General features: G+C 73.1%; 15 protein-coding genes and 1 pseudogene. 11 read left to right on the plus strand and 5 right to left on the minus strand.

The annotated features are described in order from the left end of the window. Positions 1-281 precede the first annotated feature (281 nt). The 4 genes and pseudogenes from ABZ659_RS23195 (at position 282) to ABZ659_RS23210 (ending at position 5,086) form a co-directional block, all read left to right on the plus strand. Positions 282-692 carry a hypothetical protein gene (locus ABZ659_RS23195; RefSeq protein WP_360223272.1) on the plus strand — a complete coding sequence of 137 codons (411 nt, stop codon included), beginning with the start codon at positions 282-284 and terminating at the stop codon, positions 690-692. Between the two features lie 66 nt (positions 693-758). Then, positions 759-3,095 (plus strand): FHA domain-containing protein, encoded by a 2,337-nt coding sequence (locus tag ABZ659_RS23200; protein WP_360223275.1) that lies wholly within the window; start codon positions 759-761, stop codon positions 3,093-3,095. Positions 3,096-3,098: 3 nt separating this feature from the next. Continuing rightward, positions 3,099-3,596 (plus strand): annotated as a pseudogene (locus tag ABZ659_RS23205) (hypothetical protein); the annotation flags it as partial. A 515-nt stretch (positions 3,597-4,111) separates the two neighbouring features. Beyond that, on the plus strand, positions 4,112-5,086 hold the full coding sequence (locus tag ABZ659_RS23210; protein ID WP_360223278.1) for a serine/threonine-protein kinase: 975 nt from the start codon (positions 4,112-4,114) through the stop codon (positions 5,084-5,086). 9 nt (positions 5,087-5,095) lie between these two features. Here the strand turns inward: ABZ659_RS23210 and ABZ659_RS23215 are convergent, their stop codons facing one another. Beyond that, the gene (locus tag ABZ659_RS23215; RefSeq protein ID WP_360223281.1) at positions 5,096-6,370 is read right to left on the minus strand and encodes a streptophobe family protein; all 1,275 of its coding nucleotides are present in this window, start codon (positions 6,368-6,370) and stop codon (positions 5,096-5,098) included. 164 nt (positions 6,371-6,534) lie between these two features. Between ABZ659_RS23215 and ABZ659_RS23220 the strand changes: the two genes are divergently transcribed. Both ABZ659_RS23220 and ABZ659_RS23225 read left to right on the plus strand, forming a co-directional pair. Beyond that, complete coding sequence (locus tag ABZ659_RS23220) at positions 6,535-7,707, plus strand: DUF6777 domain-containing protein (protein ID WP_360223284.1); 1,173 nt, start codon at positions 6,535-6,537, stop codon at positions 7,705-7,707. Positions 7,708-7,879: 172 nt separating this feature from the next. Further along, the gene (locus ABZ659_RS23225; RefSeq protein WP_360223287.1) at positions 7,880-8,344 is read left to right on the plus strand and encodes an ATP-binding protein; all 465 of its coding nucleotides are present in this window, start codon (positions 7,880-7,882) and stop codon (positions 8,342-8,344) included. 38 nt (positions 8,345-8,382) lie between these two features. Here ABZ659_RS23225 and ABZ659_RS23230 read toward each other — a convergent pair whose 3' ends face one another. Then, positions 8,383-9,270, minus strand: coding sequence for an RNA polymerase sigma factor SigF (locus tag ABZ659_RS23230; RefSeq protein WP_360223290.1), 888 nt, complete (start codon positions 9,268-9,270; stop codon positions 8,383-8,385). Positions 9,271-9,603: 333 nt separating this feature from the next. Here ABZ659_RS23230 and ABZ659_RS23235 point away from each other — a divergent pair, with 333 nt between their 5' ends. Continuing rightward, positions 9,604-10,077, plus strand: a complete 474-nt coding sequence (locus ABZ659_RS23235; protein WP_360223423.1) for a helix-turn-helix transcriptional regulator — start codon at positions 9,604-9,606, stop codon at positions 10,075-10,077. Positions 10,078-10,137: 60 nt separating this feature from the next. On the opposite strand, the gene ABZ659_RS23240 is transcribed toward ABZ659_RS23235, so the two are convergent. Continuing rightward, positions 10,138-10,740 carry an ATP-dependent Clp protease proteolytic subunit gene (locus tag ABZ659_RS23240; RefSeq protein ID WP_360223293.1) on the minus strand — a complete coding sequence of 201 codons (603 nt, stop codon included), beginning with the start codon at positions 10,738-10,740 and terminating at the stop codon, positions 10,138-10,140. Positions 10,741-10,742: 2 nt separating this feature from the next. Next, positions 10,743-11,396: an ATP-dependent Clp protease proteolytic subunit gene (locus ABZ659_RS23245; protein WP_360223296.1), complete on the minus strand. Its 654-nt coding sequence runs from the start codon at positions 11,394-11,396 to the stop codon at positions 10,743-10,745. 224 nt (positions 11,397-11,620) lie between these two features. On the opposite strand from ABZ659_RS23245, the gene ABZ659_RS23250 reads away from it, so the two are divergent. Beyond that, positions 11,621-12,103, plus strand: coding sequence for a VOC family protein (locus ABZ659_RS23250; RefSeq protein WP_360223299.1), 483 nt, complete (start codon positions 11,621-11,623; stop codon positions 12,101-12,103). An 18-nt stretch (positions 12,104-12,121) separates the two neighbouring features. Here ABZ659_RS23250 and ABZ659_RS23255 read toward each other — a convergent pair whose 3' ends face one another. Then, positions 12,122-12,667, minus strand: coding sequence for an NUDIX domain-containing protein (locus ABZ659_RS23255; protein ID WP_360223302.1), 546 nt, complete (start codon positions 12,665-12,667; stop codon positions 12,122-12,124). Positions 12,668-13,063: 396 nt separating this feature from the next. Between ABZ659_RS23255 and ABZ659_RS23260 the strand changes: the two genes are divergently transcribed. Genes ABZ659_RS23260 through ABZ659_RS23270 form a run of 3 tightly spaced genes read left to right on the plus strand, consistent with a single transcriptional unit; the run spans position 13,064 to position 14,816 of the window. After that, positions 13,064-13,948 (plus strand): AraC family transcriptional regulator, encoded by an 885-nt coding sequence (locus tag ABZ659_RS23260; RefSeq protein ID WP_360223305.1) that lies wholly within the window; start codon positions 13,064-13,066, stop codon positions 13,946-13,948. Continuing rightward, positions 13,945-14,079 carry a hypothetical protein gene (locus ABZ659_RS23265; RefSeq protein WP_360223308.1) on the plus strand — a complete coding sequence of 45 codons (135 nt, stop codon included), beginning with the start codon at positions 13,945-13,947 and terminating at the stop codon, positions 14,077-14,079. Before ABZ659_RS23260 ends, ABZ659_RS23265 begins: the two co-directional genes overlap by 4 nt. A gap of 32 nt (positions 14,080-14,111) precedes the next feature. Then, positions 14,112-14,816 carry a ribonuclease H gene (locus tag ABZ659_RS23270; RefSeq protein ID WP_360223311.1) on the plus strand — a complete coding sequence of 235 codons (705 nt, stop codon included), beginning with the start codon at positions 14,112-14,114 and terminating at the stop codon, positions 14,814-14,816. The last annotated feature ends 79 nt before the right edge of the window (positions 14,817-14,895 follow it).

The raw sequence follows: 14,895 nt of genomic DNA on the forward strand, positions 1-14,895 counted from the left end.
GCAGTGACGGCAAGCACGTGACGAGGACCGGGGGCCACCTCCCGCGCTTCGACTCCGCCCGTGCCCTGATGCGGCTCATCGCCGAGCACGTCCGGGGCCTCGGCGGCGCTCCGTCTCTTTCTGGCCAACCGGGCCCCGGAATATGCCAGGAGAGTGGCCGGAATGGCGTGGTGACACTGGTTCAAGAGTGAAGATACTCAACGTCAGGGACGGTTCACGCAACGGAGTCGTACGGAGGAGAGGCACCACCCGCAGCGACTGACGCATCGGGGGAGGCGAACGTGCACGACGAATTCCTGTGCCACGTCACCGCGTACGGCATCTGTGACGGGCGCCGCATCGGCGTACCGCTGGGCACCTACCGGGCACCCACCCTGGCCCTGGCCCTGTGGTGGCTGCGCGACCGCGCCATCTGGATCGCCGAGCGGCTCGACCCGCACCCCGAGCGGGAGGTGTTTCCGCCCGGCGCGCTGGTCCCGGTCGCCGCCGGGGTCGCCGACGTGCCCGCGCTGCTGCGCGCCTGGAGCGCCGACGTGGCCCAGCAGGAGCTGGTCGCCGACGAGTTGGCCACCGGACGGCTGGTGAGGATCGCCACCAGCGACGACACCACCGAGTACGAACTCCTCGCGGAGTCGGTGGACGCGCTGCGGATGCAGCGCACCATCCCGGCGCTGGTGATGCCGGTCGGCTGAGCCCGGCCGTGGTGGGGCATTCGAGTGACCGGGCAGCCAAGAGGACGAATCGGTAGAATTCCAGGCATGGCGAAGCCCGCCGGTACGACGGCACCCGAACTCGTCCTGGAGACCGATACGGGCGCGACGGTGATCACCCCCACCCGCGACTACCACGTCGGTCGTGACCCCCTCAGCGACATCGTCCTCGACGACGCCCGGGTCTCCTGGCACCACGCGGTGCTCCGGCCCGAGGGCGATCACTGGACGCTGGCGGACGAGCACAGTACGAACGGCACCTACGCCGACGGCCGCCGGGTCGACGCGTCCGGCGTCGGCCCCGGCAGCGTGATCCGCTTCGGCAACGCCACCGACGGCCCGCGCGCCGTCGTGCTCGGACCTCCCGCGCCCCCCGTGGAACGCCCCTCCGCGGTCCACGAACCCGCCCTCACCCACACCTTCCGCAGACCCACCAGCGTCCGCCCCCTGCCCACCCGCACCATCCGCATCGGCCGCGGCCCCGACAACGACCTGGTCGTGGACGACCTGATCGTCTCCCGCCACCACGCCGAACTGCACACCCAACCCGACGGCACCTACGAGATCGTCGACCTCGGCAGCCACAACGGCACCTACCTCAACGGCGTGCGGGTCGAGGAGCACGCCGTCGTCCGGCAGGGCGACATCGTCGGCGTCGGCCACTCCGACTTCTGCCTCGTCGGCGACCAGCTCCAGGAGTACGTCGACACCGGCGAGGTCTCCCTCGACGTGCAGGACCTCACCGTCGCCGTCGAGCGCGGGAGCAAGGTCCTGCTGGACCACGTGTCGTTCCCGGTGGGGGAGAAGTGCCTGCTGGCCGTGGTCGGCCCGAGCGGCGCGGGCAAGTCCACCCTGCTCAACGCCCTCACCGGGCAGCGCCCCGCCGACCACGGCACCGTCCTGTACGACGGCCGCGACCTCTACCACGACTACGCCGAACTGCGGCAGCGCATCGGCCTCGTCCCGCAGGACGACATCCTGCACGCCCAGCTCACCGTCCACGCCGCCCTGTCCTACGCCGCCGAACTGCGCTTCCCGCAGGACACCGCCAAGGCCGAGCGCCGGGACCGCGTCGACGAGGTGATCCGCGAACTGGGCCTGGAACAGCGCGCCCGGCAACCCGTACACAGCCTCTCCGGCGGCCAGCGCAAGCGCGTCAGCGTCGCCCTGGAGCTGCTGACGAAACCGTCCCTGCTCTTCCTCGACGAGCCGACCTCCGGACTCGACCCCGGCATGGACCGCTCCGTGATGCACATGCTGCGCGGCCTCGCCGACGACGGCCGCACCGTCATCGTCGTCACCCACAGCGTCCTCAGCCTCGACGTCTGCGACCGGCTCCTCGTCCTCGCACCCGGCGGCAAGGTCGCCTTCTACGGCCCGCCCGACGACGCCCTGTCCTTCTTCGGCTTCACCCAGTGGCCGGAGGCCTTCGAGGCGTTCGAACACGACCAGGACCGGGACTGGGCCGGGCAGTACCGGGGCTCTGCGCAGCACCGCAAGTACGTCACCGCCTCCGCGCAGCCCCAGGTCCCCCGTGAGGGGCCCGTCCTCGTCGGCCCGCCGCCCCGGCCGCGCGGCTGGACCGGACAGCTGCGGACCCTCGTACGCCGGTACACCGCCGCGCTCAGCGCCGACCGCACCTTCCTCGCCATCATGGTCGCGCTGCCGTTCGTGATGGGCGCCATGGCCCGCGCCCTCGCGGGCGGCGAACTGACCCGGCGCACGGCGATGAACGCGCTGCTCATCCTCTGCGTCGGCGGCGTCCTCACCGGCGCGGCCAACGCGGTCCGCGAGATCGTCAAGGAACGCGTGATCTACCAGCGTGAACGCGCCGTCGGCCTGTCCAGATCGGCGTACCTGATGTCCAAGGTGGTCGTGCTCGGCACCGTCACCGTGCTCCAGGCGGTCGTCCTCACCCTGGTCGCGCTGCTCGGCGTGGACCTCGACGCGCCCGGCGGCGAGGGCGTGGTGATGCCGCCCCTTGTCGAGATCACCGTCGCGGTGGCCCTGCTGGCCTTCACGGCCATGATGCTCGGGCTGCTCATCTCCGCGCTGGTGCGCAAGGAGGAGGTGACGATGCCACTGCTGGTGCTGCTCGCCATCGTGCAGGTGGTGTTCTGCGGCGCGCTGCTGCCCCTGGACGGCGTGCCGGGGCTCCAGCAACTGGCCTGGCTGGTGCCCTCGCGGTGGGCGCTCGGCGCGATGGCGGGCACGATCGACATCGCCCGGATCGTACCCACCGACATCACCGACGACCCGATGTTCCGGCACGCCGCGGACGTGTGGCTGCTGAACGTGGGGATGCTCGTCGTGCTGTCGGTGCTCTTCGGCCTCGTGGTGTCCCGGCTGCTGCGCCGCCAGGAACCCCACGTGATGCGGAAGTAGCCGATGAGCACCCCCGGATTCCGGCCCACGCACGTCGTCCCGCGGGACGGGATGCCCGCCTGGGAGGCGCCCGACCCGGCCCGGCCGACCGTGTCCCTCGACCCGTTGCTGCCGGTCGTCCTGGCCGAGCGGCGCGGCGAGTGGGGGCGGGTGGAGTGCGCCAACGGCTGGTCCGCCTGGGTCGACGGCCGCTGTCTGGTCGCCGTACCCGACGACCCGCCCACCACGGGCGGTCCGCTCGCCGCCGACGCCGACCCGCGGCCCCTGCTCGCCCGCGCCGAACGGGCGCTGGCCGGGTACCGGGCCGCGGTGGAGGACCTCGCGGCGGGCCGCCTCGACGGCGAGTCCTTCCAGCACCGCACCAACGGACTGCGCCTCGGCGTGGTGGCCGACGGCGGGTCCCTCTGGCTCTACGACGCCGACGAGGGCCGCTGGCTCTACAGCGACGGCACCCGCCTGAGCACGTACGCCACCGACGACGCCCCACGCGCGGCCGCCGAGCCCCGCGCCGCGACCGACGAGGCGGCCCCGCGCATCGCCCCGGAGCCCCGGGGAGCGACCGGTGCGCTCCCGCCCACCCCGGCGGAGCCCTCGCCGACCCCGGCGGAGCCCTCGCCGACCCCGGCGGAGCCCTCGCCCACCCCGGCGGAGCCCCCGCCGACCACCGTGAAGCCCCGGGGCGCCACCGCTGGGCCCCCGTCCACGACGGTGGAGCCTCGGGATGGAACCGCTGGTCGTCCGCCTGCCACCGTCCAGCCCTCGCCCACGACGGTGGAGCCTCGGGATGGAACCGCTGGTCGTCCGCCTGCCACCGTCCAGCCCTCGCCCACGACGGTGGAGCCTCGGGACGGAACCGCTGGTCGTCCGCCTGCCACCGTCCAGCCCTCGCCCACGACGGTGGAGCCTCGGGACGGAACCGCTGGTCCTCCGCCCACCACCGCGCAGCCCCCGCCCGCCCCTGATGAGGACCCCCGCTACGCTCCCACCCGGGTCGTGCGCCCCGACGGTGACCGCTGATGACGGCGGAGCAGCCGCTCCCGCTGGCCGGGCGGCACACGGACCTCGTCGGCCGCCAGGTCGCCGGTTACCGCATCGAGGAGGAGATCGGCCACGGCGGCATGGCCGTCGTCTACCGCGCCCGCGACCTGCGCCTGGACCGCACCGTCGCGCTCAAGCTGCTCGCCCCCGAACTCGCCCGCAACACCACCTTCCGGCTGCGCTTCACCCGGGAGTCGAGGGTCGCCGCCGCACTGGACCACCCGCACATCGTGCCGGTCTTCGAGGCGGGCGAGACGGAGGGCCTGCTCTACATCGCCATGCGCTACGTCCCCGGCAGCGACCTGCGCCACCTCCTCGACCGCGACGGCCCGCTGCCGCCCGGCACCGCCCTGCGCATCGCCGCCCAGATCGCCTCCGCGCTCGACGCCGCCCACGAACACGGCCTCGTGCACCGGGACGTCAAACCGGGCAACGTCCTGGTCGCCCGCGGCACCGACAGCGACCACCCCGAGCACGTCTACCTCACCGACTTCGGCCTGACCAAGAAGTCCCTGTCGCTGACCGGCCTCACCACCGTCGGCCAGTTCGTCGGGACCCTCGACTACGTCGCCCCCGAGCAGATCTCCGGCCGCCCCGTCGACGGCCGCTGCGACGTCTACGCCCTCGCCTGCGTCGTCCACGAACTCCTCACCGGGCACCCGCCCTTCCGCCGCGACGACGACATGGCCCTGCTCTGGGCCCACCAGTACGACGACCCGCCCCCGCTGACCACCGCCCGCCCCGACCTGCCCGACGCCGTCGACCCCGTCTTCGCCCGCGCCCTGGCCAAGACCCCCGACGACCGCTACGACTCCTGCCTCGCCTTCGTCACCGCCCTGCGCGACGCGGCCCGCTCGGCCCCGCGGCCCGCCAGCCACCCCCCGACCCGGCTCGACACCGGCGCCGTACCCCCGCGCTGGGCGGAGCCGGTGTTCCGGCGGCGCGCGTACTGACCCCACGCCTCAGGGGCGTACCGTGGGGACCTCGCCGCGGCGGCGGCCCAGCAGCCGGGCCAGGAAGGCGCCGAGGAAGCCGGTCACCAGGCCCCACAGCAGGGCGAGCCCCAGGGCCGACCACAGGCGGGGGCGCAGGAACAGGTCTCCGGCGAGGCCGCCGCCCAGGTCGCCGATGCCGAGGACCGACAGGCCGTAGTGGGCGGAGATCCGGCAGACCAGGCAGACCATCAGCACCGTCAGCGCCAGCGCGACCGCCATGTGCAGCGCGTGCTGCCAGGGCCGGATCCGGGCCGGTGAGCGCGCCGCCAGCAGGAACGCCGCCGCCAGCAGCAGCACCGCGTCGGCGACCAGCAGCCACCACACCCGGCCGTCGTGCTCGGAGAGCGTACGGAGGTTGAGTTCCGCGATGTCCGGCACCCGCAGCACCTGGTCGAGGACGTGCGGCATCGGCAGCCCGAACGGCCCCTCCACCCGCCCGTTCCAGGTGGCGCCGAGCCCGATCGTCAGCGCCAGCCACACCAGGTTCGGCAGCCCCAGCAGGATCACCGCGAACGTCTCGGCGACATGGCCGCGCGTCGCCGCGACCACCAGCCCGATGACGACGCCCAGCACGACGTAGGCGAGCAGCAGCGCCACCATGGCGTACGCGGCAGGGCGCACCGACTCCTCGAACCGCAGCAGCCGCGGCGGCAGCGGGGTACGGGAGACCAGCAGCGCCAGCACCAGCACCCCCGCCAGCCACAGCAGCCCGAACAGCAGCGTCACCGGCACGTTGGTGGTGAACCCGACCTCGGGACGGATGCCGAACAGGTCACCGAGGTCACCGAGCCTGTCGTCACCCAGGTCGATCTGGAAGGTCTGCCGCGCGGCGAGCGCCAGCGCCAGCACCCCCAGCAGCCACAGCACCGCGATCCGGCCCGCCCACCCGGCCAGTTCCCCGGTGGCCGCGACCGCCCGGTGCCGCAGCGGCCGGACGAAACCGGCGGCGATCACCAGCGCGCCGGTCAGGGCGACCGACAGCGGCAGCACGGTCAGCCCCGCGTCGGTGCCCGCGATGCCCCCGGCGTCCCCGGACAGCTCCACACTGCCGCCGACCGCGGTGACCACCGTCGCCGCGACCACCCGGGGGAACGCCCCGTCCGGCAGGTCCGTCGCGCCCGCCGCCCACAGCCCGAGCGCGGCGACCACCCCCATGGCGAGCAGTCCCGCCAGCGTGGTGAGGAGGGCCTCGGCCCAGCCGTGCCGGGCCACGGCCTGGTCGGAAGGGGTTCGCGCGATCACGGTTGCCACGCTAAGCAGGCTCCGCCCACTCCGCCCGCCCGGAGGTCCGTCCGGAGGTCCGTCGGCGTCGGCTTGCGGGCGGCCCGGCACCGGGGCAGACAATGGACTGGAGGGGGCGGGGTTGGTCCGGGGCCCTGTGCCCCTCGTCGGGAAGAAGTAGCTGAGTGAGCGTCGAACCGCCGTCGTCCGGCCGCCCCACGGGTCCCCCCTCCGGTCCGCTGTCCGGCGGCTCCGGGCAGCCGCCCTCCGGACCGCCAGCCCCGCCCCCGGGCGGCGGCTCCAGCACCCCGCAGCCACCCGGACCCGGGCGCCCGTGGTGGCGCTCCGTCCCCCGGGTCGCCGCCGTCACCGCCGCGGTGGTGGCCGCCGTGATCATCGCCGTCGTCCTCACCCGCCCCGGTGGCGGTTCGGGCGGCGGCTCCGGCAGCGCCACCGGCGACGAGGGCGAGATCTTCCTGCAGTCCGCGGGCAAGGCGGGCCCCGACCCGTTCACCGACTCCAGCGCCACCGACAGCTCCGTGCCGCCCGTCACCCCGTCCGCCACCACCGAGTCCGCCCCGGCCAACACCGTGCGGGGCGTCGACGGTGACGCCCCCGGCCTCTACGGCGGCACCCGGGACACGGCCAGCTGCGACGTGGAGAAGCAGATCACGTTCCTCCGCGAGGACGAGGCGCGGAACCGGGCCTTCGCCGAGGTCGCCGGGGTGAAGCCCACCGAGGTCCCCGCCTACCTGCGCTCCCTCACCCCGGTGCAGCTGCGCATGGACACCCGCGTCACCAACCACGGCTACCAGGACGGCAAGGCCACCAGCTACCAGGCCGTCCTGCAGACCGGTACCGCGATCCTCGTCAACGACCGCGGCCTGCCCCGGGTGCGCTGCGCCTGCGGCAACCCGCTCACCGACCCGGTGCCGCAGCGCACCACCCCGAAGCCGACCGGCGACTCCTGGCCGTCGTACCGGTCCTCGAACGTCGTCGTGGTGGAGCCCGCGCCCGAGCCCGTCGAGGTGTTCACGCTGTACGACCCCGACAGCGGCGACTGGTTCGGCCGCCACCGGGGCGACACCGGCGCCGAGGACCGCCCCACCGAGCCCCCGAAGGACTCGGCCACCCCGTCGACCACCCCGACCACCCCCACCGCGCCGCCGTCCACCCCGACGCCACCGTCGACCGGCACGACCGGACCGGGGACCCCGGAGACGTCCGGGGAACCGGTGCCGCCGGAGACCACGACGCAGGAGCCGCCGCCGGGCAGCGACACCCCCACCACCTCGGGATCCACCCCCGACAGCCCTGACAACCCCGACACGCCGACGAGCGCCGACCCGGGAGTGTGACGACCGTGTCACCCGGTCCGGGACTGGGGGGCGCGACTCGGGGTATGCGGACTGGTGCAACATCGTCCGGCAAGGCCGGAACCGTCGGCCCGCGGAACTCGCGGGCGGCGGGAACTCAGCAGCACGTTCAGCAAGCTCCGACAGCTTCGCAGGCTCCGAAGAGAGAACACGCATGATCGACCACCGGGACGGGGCAGTGGTATCGACTGGGTTCGACGTACCGGTGGAACCACTGTGGCGCGCGGCGCACTTCACCGGTGAGCCCGGCAGCATCGCCGAGGCACGCGCGTTCGCCGCGCTCTTCCTCGAACAACTCAGGACGGAGTGGTGCGCCGACATAGGCGAGCGCTGCGAGGGCACCGCGCTGCTCGTGGTCAGCGAGCTGGTCACCAACGCCGACCGGCACAGCAACGGCCCGTACATCCTGGAGCTGGAGGGCACCGACAGCGCGGTGGCGGTGTCGGTGTACGACAGCAGCGACGCGGTGCCGCTGCGCTATCCGCGCGACCCCGAGCGCGTCGGACGGCACGGTCTGGAGATCGTGCACGCGGTGGCCGAGGAGGTCGCGGTCGAGCGCGTGCCGGTCGGCAAGCGCGTGCGCGCCGTGCTGCGGCTCGACGGCGACCCGGTGCCGTAGGGGACGGCCCGCCGGGCCGTCCCCTACGGCACCGGGGGTCAGGCGCAGCCCAGTTCGCCGAGCATCCCCTCGCGCAGTCGCACGATGATCCGCTTCAGCAGCCGGGACACGTGCATCTGGGAGCAGCCGAGCTGCTCACCGATCTCGGCCTGGGTGGCCTCCTCCACGAACCTCATGTGCAGGATGCGCCGGTCCCGTTCGTCGAGTTCCGCCATCAGCGGGGCGAGGGACTGGAAGTCCTCCACCAGCCGCAGCCCGTGCTCCTCCACCCCGATGAAGTCGGCGAGGACCGCCTCGCCGGACTCGGGCCCGTCGCCGGTGAGGGCGGCGTCGAGGGAGGAGGAGTTGTAGCCGTTGGCGGCGATCTGCGCCTCGACGACCTCGTCCTCGGAGATGTTCATCAGCGTGGCCAGCTCGGCCACCGTCGGCTCCCGGTCCAGCCTGCTGGCCAGCTCCTCGCGCGCCTTGGCCAGCTCCACCCGCAGCTCCTGGAGGCGGCGCGGTACGTGCACCGCCCAGGTGGTGTCGCGGAAGAACCGCTTGATCTCGCCGACGATGTACGGCAGGGCGAAGGAGGTGAACTCGACCTCGCGTGCCAGTTCGAACCGGTCGATGGCCTTGATCAGGCCGATCATGCCGGTCTGGACGATGTCCTCCATGTCGTCGCCGCGGCCCCGGAACCGTCCGGCGGCGAACCGCACCAGCGACACGTTCATCTCGATCAGCGTGTTGCGGGCGTACTGGTACTCGTGGGTGCCCTCCTCCAGCTCCGCGAGGCGCCGGAAGAACTGGCGTGACAGGGCCCGGGCGTCGCGGGGTGCGACCGACCGCGGGTCCACGACCTCCGGCACCAGCCCCTTGCCTACCCTGCCCTCGGCACCGTTCTGCTCGAACTTCGCCTCCGACCGGCTCACGGCGGTGTCCATTGGCTCTCCCCGGAAAGTCATGGTTCGACGTCTGCCCTTTCTACGGGCTCGACTGCGTACGGGACCAGCGGCATTGCTGCCCGAGGCCAGGTACCCGCAACCGGAGGACCTATGCACCGCTTCCGCGAACTCCGCGCCGAGCCCACGGCGGGTTCGCCCCCTCCGGATACCCGGGGTCGGGGGGCACATGCGGTCGGTGCGCCGGGATGGCGAGAATCACCCGCACCGGCCCGGGCGGCGACCGCGACCCCGGCCGCGGATTCCACCGAGAGCGGAACGCCGTCCTCTTCCCGTGCCGCGCGGGACTCCTAGGCTGGGAGGGTGAGCAACCAGGTGAGCGGCCCCACGCCGAACGAAGCCCGCGTCATTCCTCTGCGCCCGCGTCCGCTACGTCCGCGATCCGGGCAACCGCAGCCCACGCGACCAGAACCCCTACGCCCGGAGTCCGCCCGGCCCGAGCCGGTGCGGCCGGACGCCGTACGCCGACCGGAGGCCGCGCGTGAACCGCTGTGGCGGGACCTGGTCGGAGACGTCCTGCGCCGCGAGCGGTTGGCGCAGGAGCGCACCCTCAAGGACGTCGCCGACACCGCCCGGATCTCCGTGCCGTACCTGTCCGAGGTGGAGCGGGGCCGCAAGGAAGCCTCCTCGGAGGTCCTCGCGGCCGCCGCCGGTGCCCTCGACCTGACTCTCGGTGACCTGCTGTCCCTGGCCCACCGGGAACTGACCCGCGTCACCAGCGCCACCCCGGTCCACCGGGGCCGCGGTCCGGGCGGCTCGCCGTACGGCGGTCTGTGCCTGGCGGCCTGAGCAGACGCCGACGGCCCCGCTGACGTCAGCGGGGCCGCCGGTCTCCGGCTCGCGGTCCGCTCAGACGGTCACGAGGCGTCGGCTCAGGACCTCGTCGGCCAGGCCGTACTCCACCGCCTCCCGCGCGGTGAACACCTTGTCGCGGTCCATGTCGGCGCGCAGGGTGGCGAGGTCGTGGTGGGTGTGGCGGGCCAGCACCTCCTCCACCTGGGCGCGGATCCGCACCATCTCCTTGGCCCGGAGGGCCAGGTCGGAGATCATGCCCCGCTGCCCGCCCGACGCGGGCTGGCCCAGCAGCACCCGCGAGTGCTCCAGCACGAACCGCCGTCCCGGGTCCCCGCCCGCCAGCAGCACGGCCGCCGTGGAGGCCGCCTGGCCGACGCAGAACGTCGAGATCGGCGCCTGGACGAACGTCATCGTGTCGTAGATCGCCATCAGCGACGTGAACGAGCCACCCGGCGAGTTCAGGTAGACCGCGATCTCCTGCTCCGGCGCCGACGACTCCAGGTGCAGCAGCTGCGCGATGACGACGTTGGCCACGCCGTCGTCGATCTCGGTGCCGAGGAAGATGATCCGCTCCGACAGCAGGCGGCTGAAGACGTCGTAGGACCGCTCGCCCTGCGGGGTGCGCTCCACCACGTTCGGAATCGTGTACGTCCCCATCGCTACAGTCCGATCCGTCGTCGGGCGGCGGCGGGGCGCACGTCGGCGAGCGACTCGACGACGTGGTCCACCATGCCGTACTCCTTGGCCTCCTCGGCGGTGAACCAGCGGTCGCGGTCGCCGTCGCGGGCGATGGTCTCCGGGGTCTGCCCGGTGTGCTCGGCGGTGAGCCGCTCCATGGTCCGCTTGGTGAAGTCCAGGTGGTCCGCCTGGATCTCGATGTCCGCGGTGGTCCCGCCGATCCCCGCGGACGGCTGGTGCATCATGACGCGCGCGTGCGGCAGCGCGAACCGCTTCCCGGCGGTGCCGACGCTCAGCAGGAACTGGCCCATGCTGGCGGCGAACCCCATGGCGAGCGTCGACACGTCGTTGGGGATCAGCCGCATGATGTCGTAGATCGCCAGGCCCGCGTGGACCGAGCCGCCGGGGCTGTTGATGAACAGGCTGATGTCGGTACGCGGGTCCTCCGCCGACAGGATCAGCAGCTGGCTGCACACCCGGTTGGCGGAGACCTCGTCGACCTGGGTGCCCAGCAGCACGATCCGCTGACCGAGGAGCTGGGCGGCGAGCTGGTCGTCGTACGGGGTGGGAGGGGTGTCGCCCTCCTCGGCCCGGGGCAGCAGCCCCCGCACCGGGCCCGTGGTGAGTGGAGACATCGGAAGTCGCTCCTCGTCGTGGTGGCCGTCGTGGTCGTGAACCGCGGTCGACCCCACTGTGGGCCGGGAACAGGAGCCTCCGGGCCTTTCTAGGCCCCTGGCAGATTCGCCGACGGCAGACCGCGCACGGCCGGGGCCGAGGCGGCGATGAGTTTCCGGACCGGCACCGGTCCTACAAACGACCGTGTTCCACACACCCACACCGCACCCGGGAGGTACCACCCATGAGCCGCGACGGATTCACCACCTGCCTCTGGTTCGACGGCCAGGCCCAGGAGGCCGCCGAGTTCTACGTCTCCGTCTTCAAGGACTCCGGCATCGAGCGGGTCGCCCACTACCCCGAGGGCGCGCCGGGTCCCGCCGGGTCCGTGATGACCGTGGAGTTCACCGCCAACGGCCACCGGTTCGTCGCGCTGAACGGCGGACCGCAGTTCACCTTCAACGAGGCGATCTCCTTCCAGATCTTCTGCGACGACCAGGACGAGGTCGACCACTACTGGTCCCGGCTCACCGAGGGCGGCGGCGAGCCCGGCCCCTGCGGCTGGCTCAAGGACCGGTTCGGGGTCTCCTGGCAGGTCATCCCGGAGCGACTGCCCGCCCTGGTCAGCGACCCCGACCCGCAGAAGGCGGCCCGCGCCACCCAGGCGATGCTGAAGATGGGCAAGCTCGACATCGCCACCCTGGAGAAGGCCCACGCCGGCGAGTGAGCCGCTGTACGACCGGGGCTACGGGCCGTTCTCCGCCAGCGGACGACCACGGCCCGGCCCCGGTCGCCGGACCGCGCGATACCGGCTGAAGGCCTCATGGCTGTCGGGAGTGAACCTCCACTCCCGCAGCGCCGACAGCAGCTCCGGCTCCGTCAGCCAGCCGTACCAGGCGACCTCACGGCGATCGGGAACCACGGCCTCCGACACCAGGGCTTCGTGCACGCCGAGCCAGTGCGGGCTCAGACCGCCACGGTTGAGGAACGTGAACAGCAGACGTGGCCGCACCCGAACGCCCAGCTCCTCGCCGAGTTCCCGCGCGGCGGCCTGTTGGTAGGACTCACCGGCCGTCACGGCCCCACCGACCATGACCTCGTAGTGCCCCGGGAAGCGCGACAGCCGCTCCGACCGCCGGTGGACGAGGATCCGCCCCCGCTCGTCACGGCACACCGTCACGGCGACCCGGTGCGGCCACCCCTCCAGAATGGCCTGCCGCCTGCTGACCACCACCCCCCACGCGTGATCCCGCTCGTCGACCCGCTCCACCAGCTCATCCACGGCCCCCACCCTGGCAGAGCCCACCGACAACGCCGCTTCCGGGCGCCGAGCCGCCTGCGGACCGGACGTCTCAACCGGTGAGGTGCCGTGCGGGCGGGGTGGTGTCCTCGGGGCGGCGAGGGAGGCGGGTAGGCGTGGGGCCTCCTCGGAGGGGCGGTGGGTGCGGCGGTGTAGACGGTCACGTGTAGGTCGGGGCGGCGGTCAGGTCCAGGGATTCCTACCCTCGTCACCTCCCTGAGCCTCGACGCGCGCCTTCGACGCGTTCAAGGGAGCAACGAACCACCGCCGGGACGGTCACCGCCGCCCGGTTCGCGGCGCGGCACCCGACCGGAGCGGGCACAGGATGTCGGGTGCGGCAGGCTTGCCCCTTCCTAACGTGGGCGACCGGAGGAAAGGAGGCCGGGGTTGCTGGAGCGGCTGAACCAGGCCATGGAGCACATCGAGGACCACCTCGACCAGCGCGTCGAGGCGTCCGGGCTGGCCCGGATCGCGATCATGTCCGAGTACCACTTCCGGCGGCTGTTCTCGTCGCTGGCGGGGATGCCGCTGTCGGAGTACGTCCGGCGTCGGCGGCTCACCGTCGCCGGAGCCGAGGTGCTCGGCAGGGAATCGACCCTGCTGGAGATCGCGGTCCGCTACGGCTACTCCTCGGGGGAGGCCTTCGCCCGGGCGTTCCGCGCCATGCACGGGGTCGGTCCCGGCGAGGCCAGGCGCACCGGCGCGGCCCTCAACGCGCAGCCCCGGCTGTCCTTCCGGCTCACCGTCGAAGGGAACAGCACCATGCGGTACCGCATCGTCGAGAAGGAAGCATTCCGGGTCGTCGGGAAGAAGGCCCGCGTCCCGCTGATCTACGAGGGCGTCAACCCGCACATCGTCGAGCACGTCCGGAGCGTCTCGCCGGAGACGATGGCGCGGATCGTCGCCCTCTCGGACCAGGACCCCGAGGGCGTGGTGTCGGCGACCGTGCGCCGGTCGGACGGCTTCGAGGAGGGCAGCGAACTCGACTTCTACCACGCCGTGGTGACCGGGGCCGCCGACGTGCCCGACGACCTCGACGTGCTGGACTGCCCCGCGGGCACCTGGGCCGTGTTCGAGAACACCGGGCCGTTCCCGCGGGCACTGCAGCAGATGTGGGGCGACGTGGCCGCCCAGTGGATCCCCTCCAACCCCTACGAGTACCGTCCGGGGCCGGAGATCCTGCGTACGCGCCCGACCGGGGACGACCCGGCGCGCTCCGACGCGCAGCTGTGGATCCCGGTGACCCGCACCCGGGCGGCTCCACGTCCGTGACGTCGTCGTGGCACGCCGGTACGGCACTCCGCGACGGCGCCGCGCTCACCGATCCGCAGGGCGCCCGCTTCTCGGTGGTCGACACCTCCACCACCGCGGGCGACCCACCGGGGACCACCGACGTGTCCTGACCTCGGCGACCGGGCCCCCGGCCCGCCGTGGCATGATCGGAGCCATGCGTGAACGTGTGGTGGCCGCGTGCGACGGGGCTTCGAAGGGGAACCCGGGACCGGCGGGCTGGGCCTGGGTCGTCGCGGACGAGACGGAGACCCCGGCCCGCTGGGAGGCCGGGGGGCTCGGCAGGAACACCAACAACGTCGCCGAACTCACCGCCCTGGAACGGCTGCTGACGGCGACCGACCCGGAGGTGCCGCTGGAGGTCCGGATGGACTCCCAGTACGCGATGAAGGCGGTCACCACCTGGCTGCCCAACTGGAAGCGCAACGGGTGGCGCACGGCCGCCGGGAAACCGGTCGCCAACCAGGAACTCGTCGTCCGCATCGACGCGCTCCTCGACGGACGCGACGTGGAGTTCCGCTACGTCCCCGCCCACCAGGTCGACGGCGACAAGCTGAACGACTTCGCCGACCGCGCCGCCAGCCAGGCCGCCGTCGCCCAGCAGGCGGCGGGCAGCGCCCTCGGCTCACCGGAGCCGCCGTCCGCGCCGGACACCCCGCCGGCCAAGAACCCGCGCCGCAAGCCCACGGGCACCGCCACCGCGGCCAAGCGCGGCGGCTCCCCCCGCACGATCAAGGCCAAGTTCCCCGGCCGCTGCGTCTGCGGACGCTCCTACGCGGCCGGTGAGCCCATCGCCAGGAACGACCAGGGCTGGGGCCACCCGGAGTGCCGTACCGCGGCGGCCGGATAGCGGGCGGCGCGCCCGCCCCGACGGAGCCGGAGGCCCGCCACCCCGCTGTTACTCTGCGCGTCGAGACGACTTCGCCGAG

Origin of the sequence: Streptomyces sp. NPDC006997, from assembly GCF_040635175.1 — a bacterium.
Lineage (GTDB): Bacteria > Actinomycetota > Actinomycetes > Streptomycetales > Streptomycetaceae > Streptomyces.

What these genes read in the sequence shown, in the direction of transcription:
- ABZ659_RS23245 (WP_360223296.1), bottom strand. Translation starts at nt 11,396, where the DNA reads ATGTCTCCACTCACCACGGGCCCGGTGCGGGGGCTGCTGCCCCGGGCC.
- ABZ659_RS23240 (WP_360223293.1), bottom strand. Translation starts at nt 10,740, where the DNA reads ATGGGGACGTACACGATTCCGAACGTGGTGGAGCGCACCCCGCAGGGC.
- ABZ659_RS23225 (WP_360223287.1), top strand. Translation starts at nt 7,880, where the DNA reads ATGATCGACCACCGGGACGGGGCAGTGGTATCGACTGGGTTCGACGTA.
- ABZ659_RS23210 (WP_360223278.1), top strand. Translation starts at nt 4,112, where the DNA reads ATGACGGCGGAGCAGCCGCTCCCGCTGGCCGGGCGGCACACGGACCTC.
- ABZ659_RS23230 (WP_360223290.1), bottom strand. Translation starts at nt 9,270, where the DNA reads ATGGACACCGCCGTGAGCCGGTCGGAGGCGAAGTTCGAGCAGAACGGT.
- ABZ659_RS23270 (WP_360223311.1), top strand. Translation starts at nt 14,112, where the DNA reads ATGATCGGAGCCATGCGTGAACGTGTGGTGGCCGCGTGCGACGGGGCT.
- ABZ659_RS23250 (WP_360223299.1), top strand. Translation starts at nt 11,621, where the DNA reads ATGAGCCGCGACGGATTCACCACCTGCCTCTGGTTCGACGGCCAGGCC.
- ABZ659_RS23200 (WP_360223275.1), top strand. Translation starts at nt 759, where the DNA reads ATGGCGAAGCCCGCCGGTACGACGGCACCCGAACTCGTCCTGGAGACC.